Raw genomic sequence first — 20899 nt, 5'->3', positions numbered from 1 at the left:
AGAAAGACGCTAAAACTCCATTTTAGTCCCTTTAACTAACCAAACTTTATATAAAAAACTAACCATTATTATTTTTAATGATTTTTTTAGTACCGTATAGCATTCCCAAAATTAACAACAATGTTAGAAAACCGTCTATCGGCAACCCAGGAGGTGGTGGAGGTGGCGCAGGTGGAGGCACTATTTGTGCATAACCTAAAATAGGGACCAACAAAACAATTACTATCAATATTATTTTTCTCACCTTAATTTATCTTACTTATATCCTTTAAGACACCTACGAGAAAAAAAGTCACATGGTTTTATAACAAAAAAAACTTGAGATTTCTCTCAAGTTTAACCTAAATATTGTCTTAATGCAATTCTATGTTCTGGTAGACTTTTATCGTAGTCTCCGACTACTAATTCTAATATCTCTGGAGGTTTAAAACCAACATCTTTTTTCTGATAAAATTTTGAAACATATAAATTATAGACCTCACCAATTTTCTCAAAAATTAAAAAATGAGTTTCATTTAATGCTGTAAAACAAATGTCATTTCCTGAAAAAGTATCAGATTCATCTTTAAAAAAATCTGAGAACCCAAAATATTTAAATACGTTTTCCATAATTATATTAATTCTGCAGATAAACCTAATTGTAATAATTTAGAACATTTAGGTTCTAAATCTTTATACTCACCAGATTTTACCGTACACTTTCCTTTATAATGCACTAAAGTAGCACATTGCTCTGCTTGTTCTAAGGTATGCTCACAAACATCTATTAAAGAATTTATTACATGATCAAATGTATTTACATCATCATTATGTAAAACAATTTCATGCTGAAAAACTTCTTTTTCTAAAACATCTACCTCTTCTTGAATTTTCTCTTTTGTGCTCATACTATAAAAATAAAATATTTTTTCTTATTTATTATATTTTAATGCGACCCAATTATTCCTTTTAATAAAAGTCTCTAATTTTAAACCTTGCTTAGAAACTTCTGCATCTATTACAGGAATGTCTTCTTCATAAAAACCGCTTAATAATAAAACGCCATTTTCATTTAGACAATTTGCATACACCTTCACATCCATTAAAAGAATATTTCTATTGATGTTGGCAATAATAACATCGTACTTTTTACCTACCAAAAGCGCTGCATCTCCTTCATAAATGCTAATATTTTTACAATTATTCCGCGCTACATTCTCTAAAGAATTCTCATAACACCAATTGTCTATATCTATTGCATCTAATGGTTTTGCACCTTTCATTTCAGCAAAAATTGCTAAAATTCCAGTTCCACACCCCATGTCTAACACCTTTTTATTCTCTAAATCTAATTTTAATAAATGCTGCACCATCATGTGTGTTGTTTCATGATGTCCCGTACCAAAACTCATTTTTGGTTCGATTACAATATCATATTTTAAATTCGGATTCTCATGAAATGGTGCACGAATGCTTACCAAATCATCTACTTGAATTGCTTCAAAATTCTTTTCCCATTCTGCATTCCAATTTGTTTGCGGAACTTCATTATAATTGTATTCGATAGAAAACTCTTCTGAATTTAGCACAAAAATATCTTCTAATATTGTTTCGCTCCAGGCTGTTTTCTGAACGTATGCGGTTACTCCGTTTTCATTTTCCACAAAACTCTCAAAACCAACCTCCCCTAACTCTGCTATTAGTATTTCTACTGTTGGTTCTTTTGGTGAAACTGTAAAATTGTATTCTATATAAATATTGTCCATAATTATCAAATCAAAAAAAAATGCATCGAGATTAAAATATCTCGATGCAAATTTATTGGTTTTCTTTGAAAGTATGCTAATTAGATCGCATTAATAATTCCTGTAAAATCTTTTACATTTAAAGCTGCACCACCTATTAAACCTCCATCTACATCTGGCTTAGAGAAAATCTCTTCTGCATTTGCAGGTTTTACACTTCCACCGTATAAAATAGAAACATCATCTGCTACTTTTTTATCGTATTTCTTTTCTATAATACCTCTAATAAAAGCATGCATTTCTTGTGCTTGCTCTGGGCTCGCAGTTTCTCCTGTACCTATTGCCCAAACTGGTTCATAAGCCAAAATAATGCTTTTCCAATCTTTTGCTTCTAAATGAAATAAGGCATTTTTTAATTGACTTTCTACAACCGCAAAATGATTGTCAGATTTTCTATCTTCTAATAATTCACCAAAACAGAAAATTGTCTCCATTCCTTTTTCTAAAACAGTGTTTACCTTTTCTGCTAAAGCTGCATCTGTTTCATTAAAATAAGTTCTTCTTTCTGAGTGTCCTAAAATTACAGTTTCTACACCAATTGCTTTTAACATATCTGCAGAAACCTCACCTGTAAAAGCACCGTTAGAAGCTTGGTGCATGTTTTGTGCAACTACTTCTATCTTCGATTTTTTTGCTGCTTTTACAGAAGATGATAAATTAACAAATGTTGGTGCAACAATTACACGTGTATTTTTAAGTTTCTTTCTTTTAAGTGCTTTTTTTAAATCTTTTATTAACTTTTTGCTTTCCTCTTTATCGTTATTTAACTTCCAGTTACCTGCAACAATCTTAGTTCTCATAATTATAATTTTAGTGCTTTTAACAGCTATGTTTTTCAATATTAAATTCTGATGTAAATTTAAGAAATCGAATGGTCATTTGTAGTTGGAAATAAAAATAGTTACTAAAACGATTTATATAACCGTTTTTAAAGCTTCTTCAATCGAAGAATCGGAAGCACTCGTGGCTTTAAAAAGAGTGATTTTTCCTTGCTCATCAATGACCATATATCTCGGAATCCACCCTAAATTTACAAAGTCTACAAAGTCGCCGTTTTTCATTCCTCTTGGTAAATTGTAATGTTCCCCTTCAATTTGAAATCGATTAATTCCCCTTCTCCAGGCATATTTGCTTTTATCAACAGATAAAAACAGAAACACCACTGCTGGGTATTCTTTTTGTAGTTTTCGAACGTTTGGCAAACCTTTGATACAATCTCCGCACCAAGAAGCCCAAAAATCTATTAAAACTTTCTTTCCTTTATAGTTATTTAAAACGTTTTTTATAGAAAAAGACGTGCCATCTGCACTGTAAATAGTATCATTTAAAGCCAATTCAGAAAATTCTGTAGGCTTTTCTAAATTACAACTAACACACGCAAGTATAAAAACTAGGAATATTTTTTTCATAACAGGTTTCAAATAGTTTCAAATTTAGGGCTTCTTTACCTCTTAAAACTTATAAAAGAAGGTCTAAATTAAGTATTTTTGTTCAACTTTATAAAAATTATGACAACACAAGAATTAGTAGCGCAAATTAGAAAGAAAAAATCCTTTTTATGTATAGGGTTAGATGTCGATTTAGACAAGATTCCTTCACATTTATTAAAGGAAGAAGATCCTATTTTTGCTTTTAATAAAGCGATTATAGATGCAACGCACCATCTTTGTGTTGCTTACAAACCAAACACCGCTTTTTACGAAGCATATGGTATAAAAGGATGGAAGTCTTTAGAAAGAACGATTACCTACCTGAATAAAAATTATCCTGAAATTTTTACCATTGCAGATGCAAAGCGTGGCGATATTGGCAATACTTCTACCATGTACGCCAAAGCCTTTTTTGAAGATTTAGCGTTCGATTCTGTTACGGTTGCGCCTTATATGGGGAAAGATTCTGTGGAACCTTTTTTAGCTTTTAAGAATAAACATACCATTATGTTAGCTTTAACTTCTAATGAAGGTGCTTTTGATTTTCAGACAAAAAAAATCGACCAGAAAGAAGTCTACAAACATGTTTTAGAGACTTCTAAAAACTGGAAAAACTCAGAAAACTTAATGTATGTTGTTGGGGCTACTAAGGCTGAATATTTTAAAGAAATTAGAAAAATAGTTCCTAATTCTTTCTTATTAGTTCCTGGTGTTGGCGCGCAAGGCGGAAGCTTAGAGGATGTATGTAAATATGGTTTGTCTGAAAATATCGGACTTTTAATTAATTCTTCTAGAGGAATTATTTATGCTTCCAAGGATGAAAATTTCGCAGAAAAAGCAAAGGAACAAGCAAAAGAATTGCAATTAAAAATGGAGAAATTTATATAAAGTTTGATAAAAGACCTGAAAATTGTATCGTTAGTACCTAGTTTAACCGAGTTGTTGGTAGATTTAGGCTTGGAGAAAAATATTGTAGGTGTTACTAAGTTTTGCGTTCATCCGAAGAACTTAATAAAAGAGAAGGTTGTTGTTGGCGGAACGAAAACCATTCACCTAGAAAAAATCAAAATCTTAGAACCTGATTTTATTCTTTGCAATAAAGAGGAAAACACCAAAGAAATTGTAGAAAACTGTAGAGAAATAGCAACAACACATGTTTCAGACCTTTTCACAATAGAAGACCTTATTTCACTGATAAAAGAATATGCCACCCTTTTTTCTTGTGAAGAAAAGGCTGCGCTAATCATTCATGAATTAAACGCAAAATTAGCAGACTTTAAATTGTTTATTAAAGACAAACCTACGTTAAAAGTAGTTTACTTTATATGGAAAAATCCTTGGATGATTGCTGCCAACAACACATTTATAAATCATTTGTTAGCACTCAATAAATTTGAAAATTGTTATAAGAACTTAAATCGATATCCAGAAATAACTTTAGAAGATTTAAAAGAGAAAGAAATTGACGCTGTTTTTTTATCATCTGAACCCTACCCTTTTAAAGAGAAAAATAGTTTAGATTTTAATAATTATACAGAAAAAGCAAACATCGTGTTGGTTGATGGAGAATATTTTTCTTGGTACGGAACCAGAATGTTAAAAGCTTTCGATTATTTTAAAGAACTAAGAAATAGACTGTAATTCTTCTCTATCTAAATAACTAATTCTACTAATTTTCGCTAAAATTTTCATTGCTTTAAATGCAGCCGAATCACTTTTATTTTCATCTATAAAACGATAATTGTTCGATTTTTCTAATAAACAAGAATATCTATCTTCTAAATGTTTCCTATAAGTTTGTAGTTGATTTACTTGTAACATAGTATCATAAATTAGTCCTTAAATATAATAAATATTTAAAGACTAATTCACTATAATTCAATTATTTATTATCTTGTAAAGCAAAAACTTGCTTCAATAAAGCTGTATTTCTTAAACCTACCTTTTCACGAATTCCTTTTTCTTCAACAGCAATCATTGTAAAAACACCTCTTAAAGCTTCTGTTGTTACATAATTTGTTAAATCTGGATTCACTTTTTTCACAAAAGGAATCGAATTGTATCTAGAGATTAAGTTATTCCAAACTTTATCTGCACCTACTTTAGCAAAAGATTCAGCTATTACTGGTGTAAAACTTTCATATAAATTTTGTTCAGTTTTTGTTTGAAGAAAACTTGTTGCAGCATTCTTATCACCTAAAAGAATATTTTTTGCATCATTAAATGTAATTTCTTTCACCGCGTTTACAAAAATGGGCGTTGCCGTTTTTACAGCATCTTCTGCGGCTCTGTTTAAAACCTTAATCCCTTCATCTGCTAAATTAGCTAAACCAATACTTCGCAAACCTTTATCTACAGCTTGCAATTCTTCTGGTAATATAATTTTTACCAATTCATTTCTATAAAAACCATCTTTGGAAGTTAGTTTAGAAACCTGATTCTTAATTCCGTTATCTAAAGCTTGTCTTAAACCATTACCTATTTGAGCTTGAGACAAACCTACATCAGTTGGAAAATTATTTACAACTTTTTGCAATTCTGCACAACCTAAAAACTGAATTGCAATTACTAAAACTAAAATTCTTTTTATCATTTTTCTAAATTTACCTACTCTTATGAAACTTTATATCTAAGAAAGTCACTTATTATTTAAACGTATCTGTTTTTTTATCATACCCGTATGGGCAATGTTTACAACCACTTTTACAACAAGACCCTCTTTTTAAATGGAATTGAGCTGTAAAAACCTTATAACCTTGTTCGTTTATATAATAGTCTCCTTCTTCTAAAGGTATTCTTTTGTTATACATCTTGCAAAAATAAGAAATTAGCGCATAAAAAAAGCGTTCGAAAGAACGCTAATTTTTAGTTTATTTATTTTTCCCAGGAGGGAATCTAGAAACAATTTCTTTTACAAATTCTTTAATTCTAGCTTCTTTCTTTTCTCTATTTTGAGTTTTTAAAGCACCAGTACCAACACCTTGCCAAACCAATTCTTTTTTATCTTTGTCTATAAAGTCTATAAACAAAGTTCCTTCTGTGTATTGAGAAACATGTACATTACTATTCATTCCTGCGTTCATCCAAGGATTCCAACCCCAACCAAATCCATAACCAAAATTATTCTGATTCTGATTGACGTTTACTTTTTCTCTAGATTTTGTAAAAATGCTCACTAACATATCTGGGTTACTAGATTTCTTCATTCCTAAAACAGCAAGTTCCGTTTCAATAGCTCTTAATATTCTTTTTTTATCTAGATCAGAAATTTCAGCTTTATCAATACCCGTTTTATAAAAAGCGTATGTTTTGTACTTACTGAAGTCCACTTTAGTGTCATAATCTGTAGCCACTTTAACAGAACTACAAGAAGACAGTGCAATCGCCAAAAAGAACATAAAAGGTTTTAATAGTTTCATAAGTTTATATTTTTTAATTACTGAATTTAATAGTATTTTTCAATTAAATTGGTATCGTTTTTAATTGATGCATTACCATACCTAATAATCAAAAAACATGCCAAAACGCAAAATATAATATTGTTACAGCATCGAAAGCTACTCATTCAAAAGGTTTTACAACAGCAACTCTTATTCTATTTGTGTTTCAAAAAAAATCATAAAAGAAAAACTAAACGTCGTGCTATCTTAAAAATTCAACTACAATAACAATGTATTATATATTTTACAAGTTGGAATGATTCAGTATACTTTTAAAAAACAAAAAAAGGTATCTTGCTTATTCTAAAAGAAAGATACGCCTAAATACAACAACAACTCTATTATAAAAATAAAATTTTGAGCATCATTAAAATATTTATAGGATTCTTTTTTAGTGTACTATTTTTAGGAAGTCTTACTACTTGCAAACTGCAACATAAGAATAGAACGTCCGAAGTAATTGTTATTTCTAAAAAAGAAAAAGATTCGGTTGTAAAATACCCAAATTATCTTACAAAAGAATATGTTTTAGGAAAGTTTGAGTATACAGAAAATTTAGATTTTAAAGTAGTGCCTAGACAAAATTCAATCAAAAAAACACATCTAAGAAAAGAAGTTTTAGCCAATTTCCTATTGATGAATGCTGCTGCTGCGAAAGATGAAATTATCTTGAAAATAATTTCTGGAACTCGAAACTTCAAACATCAAAAAAGAATTTGGAATTATAAATGGAATGAAAAATACAATTATCTTACACCATTAAACCGAGTTATAAAAATGCTAGAATACAGCGCTATGCCATCAACCTCTAGACATCATTGGGGAACCGATATAGATTTAAACAACTTAAATAATGCCTATTTTTTAAACGGAAAAGGTAAGGCAACCTATAATTGGCTTCAAGAAAATGCCTCAAAGTTTGGCTTCTATCAAGTTTACACCTCTAAAAACACAGGCAGAAGTGGGTATAATGAAGAAAAATGGCATTGGTCTTACCTTCCACTCTCTTCTATCTATTTAAACTATTATAATACACACATTACACAAAAAGATATTACTAATTTTAAAGGACAAGAGTTCTTCACAGAACTACAGATAGTAAAAAATTACGTGAATGGAATTAATGAAGAAGTCTTAAAACTAAAACCTTAAGACTTTCATAAAATTATTCTTTCTTTTTTGAAAATTCCGTAAATTGCAAGTCTAAAATCAAACATTTATTACGAATGGAACAAATTACAACTTATAAACCTATCTATAAAGTACGAATTGTAACTGCTGCGGCACTTTTTGATGGCCATGACGCTGCCATAAATATTATGCGTAGAATTATTCAGTCTACAGGCGTTGAAGTGATTCACTTGGGCCACGACAGGTCTGTGGAAGAAGTAGTCAATTGTGCCATACAAGAAGATGTAAATGCAATTGCAATAACCTCTTACCAAGGAGGACACAATGAGTATTTTAAATACATGTACGATTTGTTGCAAGAAAGAGGTGCAGGACACATTAAAATATTTGGCGGCGGTGGCGGCGTAATTCTTCCTGAAGAGATTAAAGAATTGATGGAGTATGGAATTACCAGAATCTATTCGCCAGATGACGGACGAGCATTAGGTTTACAAGGAATGATTAATGATTTGGTTAAAACCTCGGATTTTGCAATTGGTGATCATTTAGATGTTGCTGTAGATGATTTACCAAATAAAGAAGCAAGAAAAATTGCAAGAGTCATTTCTTCTGCAGAAAACTTCCCTGAAGTAGCAAAAGAAACTTTAGATAAAATTCATATAAAAAATAAAGACTCTAAAACTCCGGTTTTAGGAATTACAGGTACTGGTGGCTCTGGAAAATCTTCTTTAGTAGACGAATTGGTTCGAAGATTCTTAATTGATTTTCCAGAAAAAACAGTGGGTTTAATCTCTGTAGATCCATCAAAAAGAAAAACAGGTGGCGCACTTTTAGGAGATCGAATTCGTATGAATTCTATTAATAATTCTCGTGTGTACATGCGTTCTTTAGCAACAAGACAATCTAACTTGGCATTGTCTAAATATGTAAATGAAGCGGTACAAGTTTTAAAGGCTGCTGAATTTGATTTAATTATTTTAGAAACCTCTGGTATTGGACAATCGGATACTGAAATTATAGAACATTCTGATACTTCCTTATATGTAATGACACCAGAATTTGGTGCTGCAACACAATTAGAAAAAATTGACATGCTAGATTTTGCAGATTTAGTTGCCATTAATAAGTTTGATAAACGCGGTGCTTTAGATGCTGTTAGAGACGTGAAGAAGCAATATATGCGCAACAATAATTTGTGGCATATTCACCAAGATGATTTACCTGTTTATGGTACTATAGCCTCACAATTTAATGACCCAGGAATGAATACTTTATACAAAAGTATTATGGACAAGTTGGTGGAGAAAACAGGCGTAGATTTAAAATCGAAAATGGAAATTACCAAAGAAATGTCTGAAAAAATCTTTGTAATTCCGCCAGCAAGAGTTCGTTATTTGTCTGAAATTGCAGAAAGCAATAGATCTTATGACAAGAAAGTTGACGACCAAGTTATGGTTGCTCAAAAATTATACGGAATTCATCAAACCATTGAGTCTATCACAAATTCATCCATAGAAATTATTAAAACGGGTTTAAATGAAGATGAAATTCTTTCTCTTGAAATTTCTGAAGACGATAAAGCCTTTTTGAAATTATTAATCGCGCAATTCGAAAAAGTAAAACTAAACTTCGATCCACTAAATTGGGAAATCATTTTAAACTGGCAAGAAAAGGTTCAGAAATATAAAGACCCAATCTACACGTTTAAAGTTCGTGATAAAGAAATTAACATAGAAACACATTCAGAGTCGCTTTCTCATACACAGATACCAAAAATAGCCTTACCAAAATACCAAGCTTGGGGAGATTTATTACGTTGGAACTTGCAAGAAAATGTTCCTGGAGAATTTCCTTACACAGCAGGTTTGTATCCGTTTAAAAGAACTGGTGAAGACCCAACAAGAATGTTTGCTGGTGAAGGTGGACCAGAAAGAACCAACAGACGTTTTCATTATGTGAGTTTAGGAATGGATGCAAAACGCCTTTCTACTGCTTTCGATTCTGTTACTTTATATGGTAATGATCCTGGTAAAAGACCAGATGTGTATGGGAAAATTGGAAATGCAGGAGTTTCAATTTGTTGTTTAGACGATGCTAAGAAATTATATTCTGGTTTCGATTTAAGTCACCACATGACTTCTGTTTCTATGACCATAAATGGCCCCGCACCCATGTTGTTAGGTTTCTTTATGAATGCTGCCATTGATCAGAATTGTGAGAAATACATTGTAGAAAATAAATTAGAAAAACAAGTTGATGCAAAATTTAACGAAGTTTATGAGTCTAAAGGTTTAGAAAGACCAACCTATCAAGGAAAATTACCTCAAGGAAACAATGGTTTAGGTTTAATGTTGTTAGGTTTAACGGGGGATTTAATTTTACCTTCGGAAGTGTATCAACAAATAAAAAAAGACACATTAGCACAAGTTAGAGGAACAGTACAAGCAGATATTTTAAAAGAAGATCAGGCACAAAACACCTGTATTTTTTCTACAGAATTTGCACTTCGTTTAATGGGAGATGTGCAAGAATATTTCATTGAAAAGCAAGTGAGAAACTTTTATTCTGTTTCTATTTCTGGGTATCATATAGCAGAAGCTGGTGCAAATCCTATTACACAATTGGCTTTGACCTTGTCTAACGGATTTACATACGTTGAGTATTATTTAAGTCGCGGAATGGACATTAATAAATTCGGACCCAACTTGTCTTTCTTTTTCTCAAACGGAATTGACCCTGAATATTCAGTAATTGGTAGAGTTGCTCGTAAAATTTGGGCAAAAGCGATGAAAATTAAATACGGTGCAAACCCGAGAGCACAAATGTTAAAATATCATATTCAGACTTCTGGTCGTTCCTTACACGCACAGGAAATCGATTTCAATGATATTAGAACAACATTGCAAGCGTTGTATGCAATTAACGATAACTGTAATTCTTTACATACAAATGCCTATGATGAAGCAATTACAACACCAACGGAAGAATCTGTAAGAAGAGCAATGGCGATTCAGTTAATCATCAACAAAGAATTAGGGTTAACTAAAAATGAAAACCCGATTCAAGGTGCTTTTATTATTGAAGAATTAACTGATTTGGTAGAAGAAGCTGTCTTATTAGAATTCGATAGAATTACAGAACGTGGTGGCGTTTTAGGTGCTATGGAAACCATGTATCAGCGCTCTAAGATACAAGAAGAAAGTATGTATTATGAAACATTAAAACATAATGGAGAGTTTCCTATTATTGGTGTCAATACCTTTTTGAGTTCTAAAGGATCGCCTACAGTTGTGCCCGAAGAAGTGATTCGTGCAACCGAAGAAGAGAAGCAATTCCAAATTCAAACGAAAGATTTATTAAACACTGCAAACCTTGAAAAGGTGAAAGAACAAGTTGCAATTTTACAAGAAGCTGCTGTTCAAAATGAAAATTTATTTGACAAATTAATGGAAGCAACCAAAGTTTGTTCTTTAGGACAAATTACAGAAGCGTTGTTTAAAGTTGGTGGACAATATCGTAGGAACATGTAAGCAGAGAACCAAATTTTATTGAAAATTTTGAATGCATCGCTTATGCCGATTTTTAGCGGTATCTCAAAATATTAGAAGGCAATCGCCTCAATTTCAACTCAAAAAAATCCGCACAAATTGTGCGGATTTTTTTGTTGTATATTTCTCTAAAAGGTTTCTATAAATTTAAAGTACGCTCTAAATCTGCTAACAAATCATCTTCATCTTCGATACCAACACTTAAACGAATTATGGCATCTGTAATTCCTGTTTTTAAACGTTCTTCTTCTGGCATTGATGCATGAGACATGGTTGCAGAATGATTTACCATACTCTCTACACCACCCAAAGATTCTGCTAGTGTAAAAAACTCGATGTTCTCTAAAAACTTAAAAGTAGCTTCTTTACTTTCATCCTTTAAACTGAAAGAAACTACGCCACCAAAATCCTTCATTTGTTTTTTGGCAATTTCATGATTAGGGTGTTCCTCTAAACCAGGATAATAAACCGCACCAACTTTCGGGTGCTTCTTTAAAAAACTGGCTACTGCTCGTCCGTTTTCGCAATGACGTTGCATTCTTATATGCAATGTTTTTATACCTCTTAATGCTAAAAAAGAATCCATTGGGCCTGCAACTGCGCCAGCAGCAAACTGAATAAAATGGATTTCTTCAGCTAAATTTGCATCTTTTACAATTAAAGCACCCATTAGTACGTCTGAATGACCTGCTAAGTATTTTGTTACAGAATGCATTACTATGTCTGCACCTAAATCTAAAGGTTGTTGTAAATATGGTGTTGCAAATGTATTGTCTACCCCAATTAAAATTTCTGAATTCAGTTCTTTTACTGCAGTACAAATTGCTTTAATATCTGCAATTTTCATTAACGGATTTGTTGGCGTTTCTAACCAAACTAATTTTGTTTTTGCTGTAATTGCTTTCGCTACATTTTCTGCAAAATTAATATCTACGTATATAAATTCCAATCCGTATTTCTCGAACAATCTAGTAAACATTCTATATGTTCCTCCGTACAAATCGTTTCCTGCAATAATTTCATCACCAGGTTTTAGCGTTCTTAAAACACAATCTATTGCAGCCAAACCAGAAGAAAAGGCAAAACCATGTGTTCCGTTTTCTATGGAAGCTAAACTGTTTTCTAATGCAGTTCTGGTTGGGTTAGCTCCTCTTGAATAATTATATTCTTGGTCTGCCCCTACACTAGCTTGTGCATAGGTAGAAGTTTGAAAAATTGGTGGCACAATTGCGCTAGTTGATTTCTCTACTTTTTGACCTCCGTGAATTGTTTTGGTATTGAATTTCATTTTTTCTTCAGGAATTATTTCAAATACTACAACAGTCTGTAGCTTATTTAGTGAATTTTTTTATCATTTTTCCGACAGTTAATCCTTGCACAAGAATAGAGAAAACAACAACGATATAAGTTATTACTAGAAACAAATCGCGCTCCATGTTCTGAGTTAAACTCAAAGCCAAAGCAATAGAAATTCCACCACGCAGACCACCCCAAGTCATAATTAGGTTTGTTTTTGGCACAAACTCTAACTTTTTCGCATAGATTTTTATAGGTAATAACAGCGAAATGTATCTTGCGACTAATAGTAACGGAATTATTATAAACCCGGCTAAAACATAAGTCGCTTCAAAAGTTAAAACTAAAATCTCCATTCCAATCATAACAAAAAGAATGGTATTTAAAAGCACATCTATTAGTTCCCAAAACTTATCTACATAAACCTCTGTAACTTCCCCCATAGAAGACCTCCTAACAGTGTCTGTACCTACAATTAAACCCGCGGTAACCATTGCTAAAGGTGCAGATAAATGAAAATGTTGCGCAAACAAAGTTCCCCCCATAACTGCGGCAAGCGTAATAATTACCTCCGTTTCATAATCATCAATACTTTTTAATAATCGGTAGGTTACCCAACCTATAATCAATCCAAGAATAATTCCACCAACAACCTCTACCAAAAATAATTCAGCAATATTGCCAAAAGATATTTCAGCACCACCACTAGCAATTTGATATATTGTTAGAAAAATAACAACACCTACTCCATCATTAAATAAAGATTCTCCAACAATCTTTGTTTCTAAGTTTTTTGGAGCTCCTACTTTTTTCATAATTCCCAAAACAGCAATAGGATCTGTCGGAGAAATTAATGCTCCAAAAAGCAAACAATAGGTAAAATCTACATCGAGGTTTAACACCTTAAGCGCATAAAAAACGAGTACTCCAACCAAAAATGTTGAAATTAGCGTTCCAAGAGTTGCAAAAATTAATACTGGTTTTCGTTGAATTTTTAATTGCTGAAAATTCGTATGCAATGCCCCTGCAAATAATAAAAAACTTAACATTACATCTAAAAGTACCGTTTTGAAATCGATGCTTGTAATGAGTTCTCTTTCTTTAAGAAGCAAGGTATCATCAAAATAACTTAGTACAAAAACAGCCAGCGTAAACAGTATGGTTATCAACATTAAACCAATTGAGTTTGGCAATTTTAAGAACCTTGTGTTTATATAACCAAACCCAGCTGAAAGTACTATTAGAACGGTTGCAATTAAAAAATAATCCATCTTAATTTATAAAAATTTCTTTATAGATCGTATCACTCCATAATGAATACCTTCATGAAAATTGTTAAATGCAATCGCACTCTCTATAGAGTCTAAAACAAAACCTGTACTTGTTGGGTATTCTGTATAGTTCTCAAAAATCCCTGCTTCAAAATCTTCTTGCAACGTATCTGGCAACCCTAACAAAAGCTCTTTTACCTCTTCAAACTCTTCTTCTGTAAAATTCTTTGTTGGAAAAGTTCCTTTTTTACATTCTTCGATTAACTCCTCTGGACATAGACAATTTAAGCCAGAAAATTTGTATTGTAATACTTGTTGTGTAACTACTAAATGCGCTACATTCCAAGCAATATTATTCTTAAAACCTGCTGGAATTGTATGAATTTGGTCTAAAGTTAAACCTTCTAATTCTTTTATAACTAAATCGCGAGATTTTCTTAAAACATCGAATTGTGTCTTCATTTTTATGTTTATTTTTGAATGAACAAATATAATTGATTAATATGAAGAAAGTCTATTTTTTGCAAACATGTGATACTTGCAAACGCATCTTAAAAGAAGTAAATACAGCTGGTTTTGAGCGACAAGAAATAAAAGGTAATCCTGTAAATGTTACTCAATTAGAAGAAATGCACCAACTGTCTGGTAGTTATGAAGCGTTATTTAACAAACGAGCAAAACTGTATAAAACGATGGATTTGAAAAACCAAGATATTTCTGAGGCAGATTACAGACAATACCTATTAGATGCATATACTTTTTTAAAACGTCCGGTTTTCATTGTTGATAAAGAAATATTTATTGGAAATAGTAAAAAAGTTGTCGCAGAATTGAAAGAGAAGATTGGTTAAACCTTCTCTTTTTAAATTTTTATTTTGATGAAATTTTAATATCTGAAGAAGCAATCATCGCTGCTAATTCGTCTTTTGTGATTTTGGTTTTTAAACCAAACAAAACAAATTTATCGGTATTACTATTTGCTCTTATAATAATTTCTCTGATGTAATTATTCTTTTCAATAAAAAACAGTTCAGCTTTACTACCATTTTCTTTTACGCGAGCAAGTGTTTTCAAATTGTTTTTTCTGCTAAATTTTCTAAAGTTTTTTGAAATACTGTTGTCTTCATTATTAAAAATCATAAGTTTAAAATCACTCGATTTTTTAATAACGTTCATTAAATCGCCATCATTTTCATCATCTAAAAAAGAACCCGCCAATGATGCTGATAAATTGATTGAAAATGTAGATTGCTCTTTATGTACTTTATAGAATTTTTCAAATACTACTTCTTGTGCAGAAATTGTTGTCATAAAAAAGGCGAAAAAAATTATAGCGAACTGTTTCATAATAGTCGGTTTTAATTTAAGACGACTAAAAACAACGTTTGTTACAAATCTTATTTCAAACAATTAATTTGATTGATATACTTCTATTAAGTTTTCTGCTTCTTTTTGTGCACTCCAGTTTTTTAGAATTTCTTCTCTTGCTTGGTTTCCTAAAAGTGGAATTTTTTTAGTTATCGATTTTTCAATCAAGATTTCTAAATCCGTACTATTTCCTGCTTCAAATAAATAACCATTTTTAGCATGTGTTATTAATGAATCATGAACACCAACGTTTTTTGTAGCAATTACAGAACAACCGCAAGACATTGCTTCTGCAGCCACAAGAGAAAAACCCTCTGAAAAACTAGGCACAATTGCTATTTTAGATGCTTGGTAATAAGAAACAATCTCTGTTGTTTCATCTATAAAATAAACTTGATTTTCTATGGAATATTTTCTTGAAATCGCTTTCAATTCTTCTAAAAAAGCGGGTTTATCAACTTTGCCAACAATTACCAGCGCCCAATCTTTATAATCTTTTAAAACTTTTGCAGCTTCTAATAAAACAAGATGTCCTTTTGCTTTACGAACCCTTCCTGCACATAAAATTATATTATCTTGGTCTATGTTTTTTAACGAAATGTTTTCTTTCGGTTTAAAGACACCAGCAGCAACTCCGTGACCAACAATGGTATTTTCTATTCCTAGGTTCTCACCCATCGTTTTAATAAGCGTCACAACTTTATCTGCTTTTTTAAGCAATTTCATTGTTAAACCAGAAGGAACCGTTTCTGCATGACGTGTTGCAATCAACTTAAATTTAGCACCCAAAAAACGAAAAAAAAGCATGCGCATTATTTCATTGTTTCGATGACAATGTACTACAACCTCTCTATCAGAAAATAAGAGTTTCCTTAACTTAGAAGTAGTAATATGTTTCCCTTTTGCTCCATAACCATACAAATAGGTTTCAAATGTCTCGTTAAAAAAAGGCAACACATTTTCTATACTTCTAGTAACGCCAGTTCTACGTTTGTGAAAATGTGTCTGAATTAAAATTGGTTTTAAAAGCATTTTCTAAGAAAATCTACGTGCTACAATAGCCATTAAACGCTCCTCTAATTCTTCTTGTTCAGACCAATTATAATCTGGTTTCACCATTTTAGTAATGAATTTCTTAGCCTCTTTTTCTGTCTTAATGGTATTTAATTGAGAAATTACTCTATTAAAATCTTCTTGACTGCCTTCAAATAAATTCTTCACAAAAGCAATTCTATCATTTAAACCAATCTGAATATTTTTTTGCAATCTATTGTTTAGAGAACTTGGTATTACAGGCTCAAATAAATTAGCCATTACGTCTACAGGGATTGTATCTTGTAACTCCTCCTCTAACGTTAACGCTTTAAAACCACCAACATCTTTAGGGTCGTCTTTAAAATTAGTTGGTTTTGTGTCTCCAAAGATAAGCCCTTCTAAATCATCAAAAGGTTGTTCTACTTCTGCTACTTTTTCTACCTCTAAATATTCGCTGATTACTTCTTCCTTTTCATCTGTATTCTCTGAACTTAAAACTTTATCAGGAAAATTTTCATCAGGAAAACCGTCTCCAATTTCAGAGGCTAACTTTTCGTTTTCAACCCCTAAATATTCGTCTACAATGTTATTAGGCACAGCTTTTGTTATCTTAACTTCTTTTTTTACTTCTGCTACCTCGTCAGTAATTAAGTCTTTCTTTTCATATCCTTTTTCAACAATAGAAGTAAGCTCTTCTTTTGTCTTTTTTAAATTCGGAGTAGCATTTACATATTCTTCAACAAATGCTAAAACAGATAATTTCTCATAAACTTCCTTCGATTTTTGCTTTAATAAGAACACATTTTCTTTATTTTTCATTTGTAAGATGCTGTGCGCTAAACTTATTAAATCGGCTTCTAATTTTTTGTGCATAAGTTGTAAGTTGAAGTTTATTTTTACTCGTAAATATTCCTAAATTTGTTAAAAATCAAAGTAACAAATAATTTAAATTTCTAAAGCCTAAAATTACAAAATGTTTCTTGAAAATACAGTAAATCATACAGAACAATTTGGTTGGATTGAAGTAATTTGCGGCTCAATGTTTTCTGGAAAAACAGAAGAACTTATTAGACGTTTAAAACGTGCACAATTTGCAAAACAAAGTGTAGAGATTTTTAAACCTGCTGTAGACACACGTTACGATGAAGAGGAAGTTGTTTCTCATAACGACAATAGAATTCGTTCTACACCTGTGCCTGCTTCTTCCAATATAAGGTTGTTAGCAAATAACGTAGATGTTGTTGGTATTGATGAAGCGCAGTTTTTTGACGATGAAATTGTTGCCGTTTGTAATGATTTGGCAAATAGAGGCGTTCGCGTAATTGTTGCTGGTTTAGATATGGATTTTAAAGGAAATCCTTTTGGGCCAATGCCCGCTTTAATGGCAACGGCAGAATATGTTACCAAAGTACACGCGGTTTGCACGCATACAGGTAATTTGGCACATTATAGTTTTAGAAAAGCCCAAAATGAAAATATTGTAATGTTGGGCGAAATGCAAGAATATGAACCTTTAAGTAGAGCTGCATATTACAAAGCGCTGCAAAAGCAAAAAGCTTTAGCTACAAAAAATACTGATTCTAATTTAAAAGATACTGAATAACACTTCATATAACAATGAACAATCACGTTACTGTTTTAGAAATTGATGGAAATGCGTTAGTACACAATCTAAATTATTTCAAACAAAAATTACAACCAGAAACAAAAATTTTAGCAGTTGTAAAAGCTTTTGGTTACGGAAGTGATGCCGTACAAATCGCAAAATTTTTAGAAGATAAAGTAGCTTATTTTGCTGTTGCATATACGCATGAAGGAATTGCTTTACGGGAAGCTGGTGTAAAAACCCCTATTTTGGTTCTACACCCTCATCAACAAAACTTACAAGCTATAATAGACTTTAGATTAGAACCTGCATTATACAATTTTAATATTTTTAATGCTTTTTTAAAATTGGCAGATGAAGTGCCTTTAATGAATTACCCCATTCATCTAAAATTTAACACAGGTTTAAATAGGTTGGGTTTTTGGCACACAGATGTTCCCAAGATTTTATCTGAATTAAAAGAGACCAACCATATAAAAGTGCAATCGCTATTTTCTCATTTGGCTGCAAGTGAAGATTTAGAAGAGAACGATTTTACGATTAATCAAATAAATAATTTCGCATACATTGTTCAGCAATTCTATAAACACTTAGGTTATGAACCAATGTTACATATTTTAAATACGTCTGGTGTTGTAAATTACCCCAATGCGCAATTCGACATGGTTAGAATTGGTATTGGTTTGTATGGTTTTGGGAATGATGAAAAAGAAACTGCACAATTAAAAAATACCCACAATTTAAAATCAATTATTTCTCAAATACATGTAATTGAACCAGGTGAAACAGTTGGTTACAACAGAGCATTTATAGCTAAAAGAGCCACCAAAACAGCTACAATTCCTATTGGTCATGCAGATGGTTTGTCTCGAAAATTAGGAAACAAAAAAGGTTTTGTTCTTATCAACAATCAAAAAGCACCAATTATTGGTAATGTTTGTATGGATATGGTTATGGTAAATGTAACCAATATTGCTTGTGAAGAAGGTGATGAAGTAATTATTTTTAACAATCAAAAAATGATACAAAACATTGCTAATATTTCTGAGACAATTGTTTACGAGACCTTAACGGCAATCTCCCCACGTGTTAACAAAACCTTAAAATAATAATTTTTTATTACTTTAGCATCTAATTAACTAATTAAAAACACATAAAAATGGGAATGCTTAAAGAGTTTAAAGACTTTGCAATGAAGGGAAACCTTGTTGATATTGCAGTTGGTTTTGTTATGGGTGCAGCTTTTAAACAAGTTGTGACTTCTTTTACAGGAGGAATTGTTTCTCCGTTAATTGGCTTATTATTTAATGCTGATCTTAAAGATTTAAAGTACATTGCTAAAGAAGGTGTTGTAGATGATGCGGGTAAAGTTGTTGGTGAAGTTGCCCTTTTATATGGAGACTTCTTAACAAACGTAATTGACTTTATTATTGTAGCTTTTGTAATGTTTATGATTGTAAAAGGATTAAACAATTTGAAGAAAAAAGAAGAACCAGCTCCAGCAGCAGCTCCTAAAGGACCAACTCAAGAAGAATTGTTAGCACAAATTAGAGATTTGTTAGCTAAAAAATAATAAACCTTTTTTTTTTAAAATATTAAAAATCCTAAGTATTTGCTCAGGATTTTTTTTTCAATATTTAAAACAAAATAGAAAAAAAGCTTAATCTGTGTAAATTTCAGAAAAAAGTGCTTTGTATTTTTCTTTGATAATCTTTCGTTTTAGTTTTAATGTAGTTGTTAAATGCCCAGCTTCAATAGTCCATTCATCTGGTGTGATTTCAAATTTCTTGATTCTTTCCCACTTTCCTAAGCCTTCATTATATAAATCGATGTCTTGTTGGATGGTAACAATTAGTTTTTCATCTGAAGTTACATCTGTAATTATATGCTTATTTTTTAATGCCCAATCTTTAACAAACTCATAGTTGATTTGTATTAGTGCAGCAGGCATTTTATAACCTTCTCCAATGACCGTATTCTGTTCTATAAAACTAGACTGTTTCATTTTATTCTCAATAATGGAAGGCGCAATATATTTACCTCCAGAACTCTTAAATATTTCTTTTTTACGATCTGTAATCGTTAAAAAACAGTCTTTACAAATTTCACCAATATCTCCTGTGTGAAAAAACCCATCTTTTATAGCTTCCGTAGTTTTTACATCATTTTTGTAATACCCTTTTAAAATATTTTTCCCTTTTATTAGGTTTTCACCATCAGAAGCTATTTTGACTTCTAAACCTGGTATTGGCTTTCCTGCAGTTTTTAAACGCGTCTCTCCTTTTTTATACCCGTTTAAAGAGATAACTCCAGAAGATTCGGTCATTCCGTAACCTTCATAAATTGGTAATCCTGCAGCTGAAAATATCTTTATCAATCGATCTTGTAATGGTGCAGATCCTGAAACTAAGAATTTTATGTTTCCGCCAAAAACTGCACGCCATTTTTTAAAGATGAATGTATCGGTTATTTTATGTTTCAGACCTCTTTTTTGATCTATTTCTGTATTTTCCGCTAGACGAACATCCCAAAAGAACAATCCTTTTTTTATACCTGAAAATTCGTTTCCTTTCGCTATAATTTTATCAAATATTTTTTCTAATAACCCTGGTATAATTGGTGAAAAACTGGTTTTACTTCTTGTAAGTTATCGACTAATTTATCTAGGGATTCCGCAAAATAAACTTGAAATCCCATATAGTGATAGTAATACTTCCATTCAATAACTTAACGCAACAAACCTAAAATTATAGATTTGTAAAATGGAACTAAATAAACATTTACTACAATCTCAAATTAAATCAACAGGAACTGCCTATTTATTGTTCCTATTTCTTTTTGATACTCATTATGCTTACCTCGGAAAATGGGGCGTTCAATTTTTCTTTTTGATTACCTTAGGTGCTCTTGGGTTTTGGGCACCCATAGATATTTTTACAATTTCAGGTAAATTAGAAAGACACAATGCGAATATATATATATATATGTGA

Annotated in this window: 26 protein-coding genes; 9 read left to right on the top strand and 17 right to left on the bottom strand. The window is 31.5% G+C overall.

What is annotated here, in order from left to right; all coding sequences use genetic code 11:
- Positions 1-58: 58 nt before the first annotated feature.
- From ES045_RS16875 to ES045_RS15340, 6 genes are all read right to left on the bottom strand, one after another.
- Positions 59-181 carry a PID-CTERM protein-sorting domain-containing protein gene (locus ES045_RS16875; RefSeq protein WP_410524649.1) on the bottom strand — a complete coding sequence of 41 codons (123 nt, stop codon included), beginning with the start codon at positions 179-181 and terminating at the stop codon, positions 59-61.
- A 155-nt stretch (positions 182-336) separates the two neighbouring features.
- On the bottom strand, positions 337-609 hold the full coding sequence (locus ES045_RS15360; protein ID WP_147117161.1) for a hypothetical protein: 273 nt from the start codon (positions 607-609) through the stop codon (positions 337-339).
- 2 nt (positions 610-611) lie between these two features.
- Positions 612-887 (bottom strand): ATP-dependent Clp protease adaptor ClpS, encoded by a 276-nt coding sequence (locus ES045_RS15355; protein WP_147117160.1) that lies wholly within the window; start codon positions 885-887, stop codon positions 612-614.
- 24 nt (positions 888-911) lie between these two features.
- On the bottom strand, positions 912-1745 hold the full coding sequence (gene prmA, locus ES045_RS15350) for a 50S ribosomal protein L11 methyltransferase (RefSeq protein ID WP_147117159.1): 834 nt from the start codon (positions 1743-1745) through the stop codon (positions 912-914).
- 80 nt (positions 1746-1825) lie between these two features.
- On the bottom strand, positions 1826-2584 hold the full coding sequence (tpiA, locus tag ES045_RS15345; protein WP_147117158.1) for a triose-phosphate isomerase: 759 nt from the start codon (positions 2582-2584) through the stop codon (positions 1826-1828).
- Between the two features lie 114 nt (positions 2585-2698).
- A complete protein-coding gene (locus ES045_RS15340) occupies positions 2699-3193 on the bottom strand; it encodes a TlpA family protein disulfide reductase (protein WP_147117157.1) in 495 nt (164 codons plus the stop codon).
- 99 nt (positions 3194-3292) lie between these two features.
- On the opposite strand from ES045_RS15340, the gene pyrF reads away from it, so the two are divergent.
- Entirely contained in the window at positions 3293-4102 is an 810-nt protein-coding gene (pyrF, locus tag ES045_RS15335) for an orotidine-5'-phosphate decarboxylase (protein WP_147117156.1), read from the top strand.
- Positions 4103-4105: 3 nt separating this feature from the next.
- Positions 4106-4855: an ABC transporter substrate-binding protein gene (locus ES045_RS15330; protein WP_223267276.1), complete on the top strand. Its 750-nt coding sequence runs from the start codon at positions 4106-4108 to the stop codon at positions 4853-4855.
- Here ES045_RS15330 and ES045_RS15325 read toward each other — a convergent pair.
- From ES045_RS15325 to ES045_RS15315, 4 genes are all read right to left on the bottom strand, one after another.
- Complete coding sequence (locus ES045_RS15325; protein WP_147117155.1) at positions 4838-5035, bottom strand: hypothetical protein; 198 nt, start codon at positions 5033-5035, stop codon at positions 4838-4840. The two genes, ES045_RS15330 and ES045_RS15325, sit on opposite strands and share 18 nt — an antisense overlap.
- A gap of 61 nt (positions 5036-5096) precedes the next feature.
- Positions 5097-5807 carry a DUF4197 domain-containing protein gene (locus ES045_RS15320; RefSeq protein ID WP_147117154.1) on the bottom strand — a complete coding sequence of 237 codons (711 nt, stop codon included), beginning with the start codon at positions 5805-5807 and terminating at the stop codon, positions 5097-5099.
- Positions 5808-5859: 52 nt separating this feature from the next.
- Positions 5860-6024 (bottom strand): DUF5522 domain-containing protein, encoded by a 165-nt coding sequence (locus ES045_RS16475; RefSeq protein ID WP_189663123.1) that lies wholly within the window; start codon positions 6022-6024, stop codon positions 5860-5862.
- Between the two features lie 60 nt (positions 6025-6084).
- Positions 6085-6633, bottom strand: coding sequence for a DUF4136 domain-containing protein (locus ES045_RS15315; protein WP_147117153.1), 549 nt, complete (start codon positions 6631-6633; stop codon positions 6085-6087).
- Positions 6634-7011: 378 nt separating this feature from the next.
- Here ES045_RS15315 and ES045_RS15310 point away from each other — a divergent pair, with 378 nt between their 5' ends.
- Positions 7012-7806 (top strand): M15 family metallopeptidase, encoded by a 795-nt coding sequence (locus ES045_RS15310; RefSeq protein WP_223267275.1) that lies wholly within the window; start codon positions 7012-7014, stop codon positions 7804-7806.
- Between the two features lie 74 nt (positions 7807-7880).
- A complete protein-coding gene (locus tag ES045_RS15305) occupies positions 7881-11315 on the top strand; it encodes a methylmalonyl-CoA mutase family protein (RefSeq protein WP_147117152.1) in 3435 nt (1144 codons plus the stop codon).
- Between the two features lie 157 nt (positions 11316-11472).
- Here ES045_RS15305 and ES045_RS15300 read toward each other — a convergent pair whose 3' ends face one another.
- From ES045_RS15300 to ES045_RS15290, 3 genes are read right to left on the bottom strand one after another with little or no spacing between them, the layout of a single operon-like run.
- Positions 11473-12621: a cystathionine gamma-synthase gene (locus tag ES045_RS15300; protein ID WP_147117151.1), complete on the bottom strand. Its 1149-nt coding sequence runs from the start codon at positions 12619-12621 to the stop codon at positions 11473-11475.
- Between the two features lie 43 nt (positions 12622-12664).
- A complete protein-coding gene (locus ES045_RS15295; protein ID WP_147117150.1) occupies positions 12665-13900 on the bottom strand; it encodes a cation:proton antiporter in 1236 nt (411 codons plus the stop codon).
- A gap of 6 nt (positions 13901-13906) precedes the next feature.
- Complete coding sequence (locus ES045_RS15290; RefSeq protein WP_147117149.1) at positions 13907-14362, bottom strand: DinB family protein; 456 nt, start codon at positions 14360-14362, stop codon at positions 13907-13909.
- Between the two features lie 41 nt (positions 14363-14403).
- On the opposite strand from ES045_RS15290, the gene ES045_RS15285 reads away from it, so the two are divergent.
- Complete coding sequence (locus ES045_RS15285) at positions 14404-14751, top strand: arsenate reductase family protein (protein ID WP_147117148.1); 348 nt, start codon at positions 14404-14406, stop codon at positions 14749-14751.
- A gap of 19 nt (positions 14752-14770) precedes the next feature.
- On the opposite strand, the gene ES045_RS15280 is transcribed toward ES045_RS15285, so the two are convergent.
- The 3 genes from ES045_RS15280 to ES045_RS15270 all read right to left on the bottom strand — a co-directional run bounded on the left by ES045_RS15280 (position 14771) and on the right by ES045_RS15270 (position 17176).
- A complete protein-coding gene (locus ES045_RS15280) occupies positions 14771-15247 on the bottom strand; it encodes a DUF4252 domain-containing protein (protein ID WP_147117147.1) in 477 nt (158 codons plus the stop codon).
- Positions 15248-15310: 63 nt separating this feature from the next.
- Positions 15311-16300 (bottom strand): glycosyltransferase family 4 protein, encoded by a 990-nt coding sequence (locus ES045_RS15275; protein ID WP_147117146.1) that lies wholly within the window; start codon positions 16298-16300, stop codon positions 15311-15313.
- Positions 16301-16303: 3 nt separating this feature from the next.
- Positions 16304-17176 (bottom strand): hypothetical protein, encoded by an 873-nt coding sequence (locus ES045_RS15270; protein ID WP_147117145.1) that lies wholly within the window; start codon positions 17174-17176, stop codon positions 16304-16306.
- 100 nt (positions 17177-17276) lie between these two features.
- On the opposite strand from ES045_RS15270, the gene ES045_RS15265 reads away from it, so the two are divergent.
- From ES045_RS15265 to mscL, 3 genes are read left to right on the top strand one after another with little or no spacing between them, the layout of a single operon-like run.
- Positions 17277-17906, top strand: coding sequence for a thymidine kinase (locus ES045_RS15265; RefSeq protein WP_147117144.1), 630 nt, complete (start codon positions 17277-17279; stop codon positions 17904-17906).
- A 14-nt stretch (positions 17907-17920) separates the two neighbouring features.
- The gene (alr, locus tag ES045_RS15260) at positions 17921-19018 is read left to right on the top strand and encodes an alanine racemase (protein WP_147117143.1); all 1098 of its coding nucleotides are present in this window, start codon (positions 17921-17923) and stop codon (positions 19016-19018) included.
- 50 nt (positions 19019-19068) lie between these two features.
- Positions 19069-19482, top strand: coding sequence for a large-conductance mechanosensitive channel protein MscL (gene mscL / locus ES045_RS15255; protein ID WP_147117142.1), 414 nt, complete (start codon positions 19069-19071; stop codon positions 19480-19482).
- Between the two features lie 87 nt (positions 19483-19569).
- Here the strand turns inward: mscL and ES045_RS15250 are convergent, their stop codons facing one another.
- The gene (locus ES045_RS15250; RefSeq protein WP_189663122.1) at positions 19570-20448 is read right to left on the bottom strand and encodes an AMP-binding protein; all 879 of its coding nucleotides are present in this window, start codon (positions 20446-20448) and stop codon (positions 19570-19572) included.
- A 223-nt stretch (positions 20449-20671) separates the two neighbouring features.
- On the opposite strand from ES045_RS15250, the gene ES045_RS15245 reads away from it, so the two are divergent.
- A complete protein-coding gene (locus ES045_RS15245) occupies positions 20672-20899 on the top strand; it encodes a TM2 domain-containing protein (protein ID WP_147117140.1) in 228 nt (75 codons plus the stop codon).

The sequence above is a fragment of the Polaribacter sp. IC073 genome, assembly GCF_007997075.1.
Lineage (GTDB): Bacteria > Bacteroidota > Bacteroidia > Flavobacteriales > Flavobacteriaceae > Polaribacter.
This window is presented reverse-complemented; position numbering and strand designations above follow the sequence as displayed.

What these genes read in the sequence shown, in the direction of transcription:
- ES045_RS15320 (WP_147117154.1), bottom strand. Translation starts at nt 5,807, where the DNA reads ATGATAAAAAGAATTTTAGTTTTAGTAATTGCAATTCAGTTTTTAGGT.
- ES045_RS15270 (WP_147117145.1), bottom strand. Translation starts at nt 17,176, where the DNA reads ATGCACAAAAAATTAGAAGCCGATTTAATAAGTTTAGCGCACAGCATC.
- ES045_RS15325 (WP_147117155.1), bottom strand. Translation starts at nt 5,035, where the DNA reads ATGTTACAAGTAAATCAACTACAAACTTATAGGAAACATTTAGAAGAT.
- ES045_RS15305 (WP_147117152.1), top strand. Translation starts at nt 7,881, where the DNA reads ATGGAACAAATTACAACTTATAAACCTATCTATAAAGTACGAATTGTA.
- ES045_RS15315 (WP_147117153.1), bottom strand. Translation starts at nt 6,633, where the DNA reads ATGAAACTATTAAAACCTTTTATGTTCTTTTTGGCGATTGCACTGTCT.
- ES045_RS15245 (WP_147117140.1), top strand. Translation starts at nt 20,672, where the DNA reads ATGGAACTAAATAAACATTTACTACAATCTCAAATTAAATCAACAGGA.
- ES045_RS15355 (WP_147117160.1), bottom strand. Translation starts at nt 887, where the DNA reads ATGAGCACAAAAGAGAAAATTCAAGAAGAGGTAGATGTTTTAGAAAAA.
- prmA (WP_147117159.1), bottom strand. Translation starts at nt 1,745, where the DNA reads ATGGACAATATTTATATAGAATACAATTTTACAGTTTCACCAAAAGAA.
- ES045_RS15300 (WP_147117151.1), bottom strand. Translation starts at nt 12,621, where the DNA reads ATGAAATTCAATACCAAAACAATTCACGGAGGTCAAAAAGTAGAGAAA.
- tpiA (WP_147117158.1), bottom strand. Translation starts at nt 2,584, where the DNA reads ATGAGAACTAAGATTGTTGCAGGTAACTGGAAGTTAAATAACGATAAA.
- ES045_RS16475 (WP_189663123.1), bottom strand. Translation starts at nt 6,024, where the DNA reads ATGTATAACAAAAGAATACCTTTAGAAGAAGGAGACTATTATATAAAC.
- ES045_RS15285 (WP_147117148.1), top strand. Translation starts at nt 14,404, where the DNA reads ATGAAGAAAGTCTATTTTTTGCAAACATGTGATACTTGCAAACGCATC.
- ES045_RS15290 (WP_147117149.1), bottom strand. Translation starts at nt 14,362, where the DNA reads ATGAAGACACAATTCGATGTTTTAAGAAAATCTCGCGATTTAGTTATA.
- pyrF (WP_147117156.1), top strand. Translation starts at nt 3,293, where the DNA reads ATGACAACACAAGAATTAGTAGCGCAAATTAGAAAGAAAAAATCCTTT.
- ES045_RS15340 (WP_147117157.1), bottom strand. Translation starts at nt 3,193, where the DNA reads ATGAAAAAAATATTCCTAGTTTTTATACTTGCGTGTGTTAGTTGTAAT.
- ES045_RS15280 (WP_147117147.1), bottom strand. Translation starts at nt 15,247, where the DNA reads ATGAAACAGTTCGCTATAATTTTTTTCGCCTTTTTTATGACAACAATT.
- ES045_RS15265 (WP_147117144.1), top strand. Translation starts at nt 17,277, where the DNA reads ATGTTTCTTGAAAATACAGTAAATCATACAGAACAATTTGGTTGGATT.
- alr (WP_147117143.1), top strand. Translation starts at nt 17,921, where the DNA reads ATGAACAATCACGTTACTGTTTTAGAAATTGATGGAAATGCGTTAGTA.
- ES045_RS15295 (WP_147117150.1), bottom strand. Translation starts at nt 13,900, where the DNA reads ATGGATTATTTTTTAATTGCAACCGTTCTAATAGTACTTTCAGCTGGG.
- ES045_RS15360 (WP_147117161.1), bottom strand. Translation starts at nt 609, where the DNA reads ATGGAAAACGTATTTAAATATTTTGGGTTCTCAGATTTTTTTAAAGAT.
- mscL (WP_147117142.1), top strand. Translation starts at nt 19,069, where the DNA reads ATGGGAATGCTTAAAGAGTTTAAAGACTTTGCAATGAAGGGAAACCTT.
- ES045_RS15275 (WP_147117146.1), bottom strand. Translation starts at nt 16,300, where the DNA reads ATGCTTTTAAAACCAATTTTAATTCAGACACATTTTCACAAACGTAGA.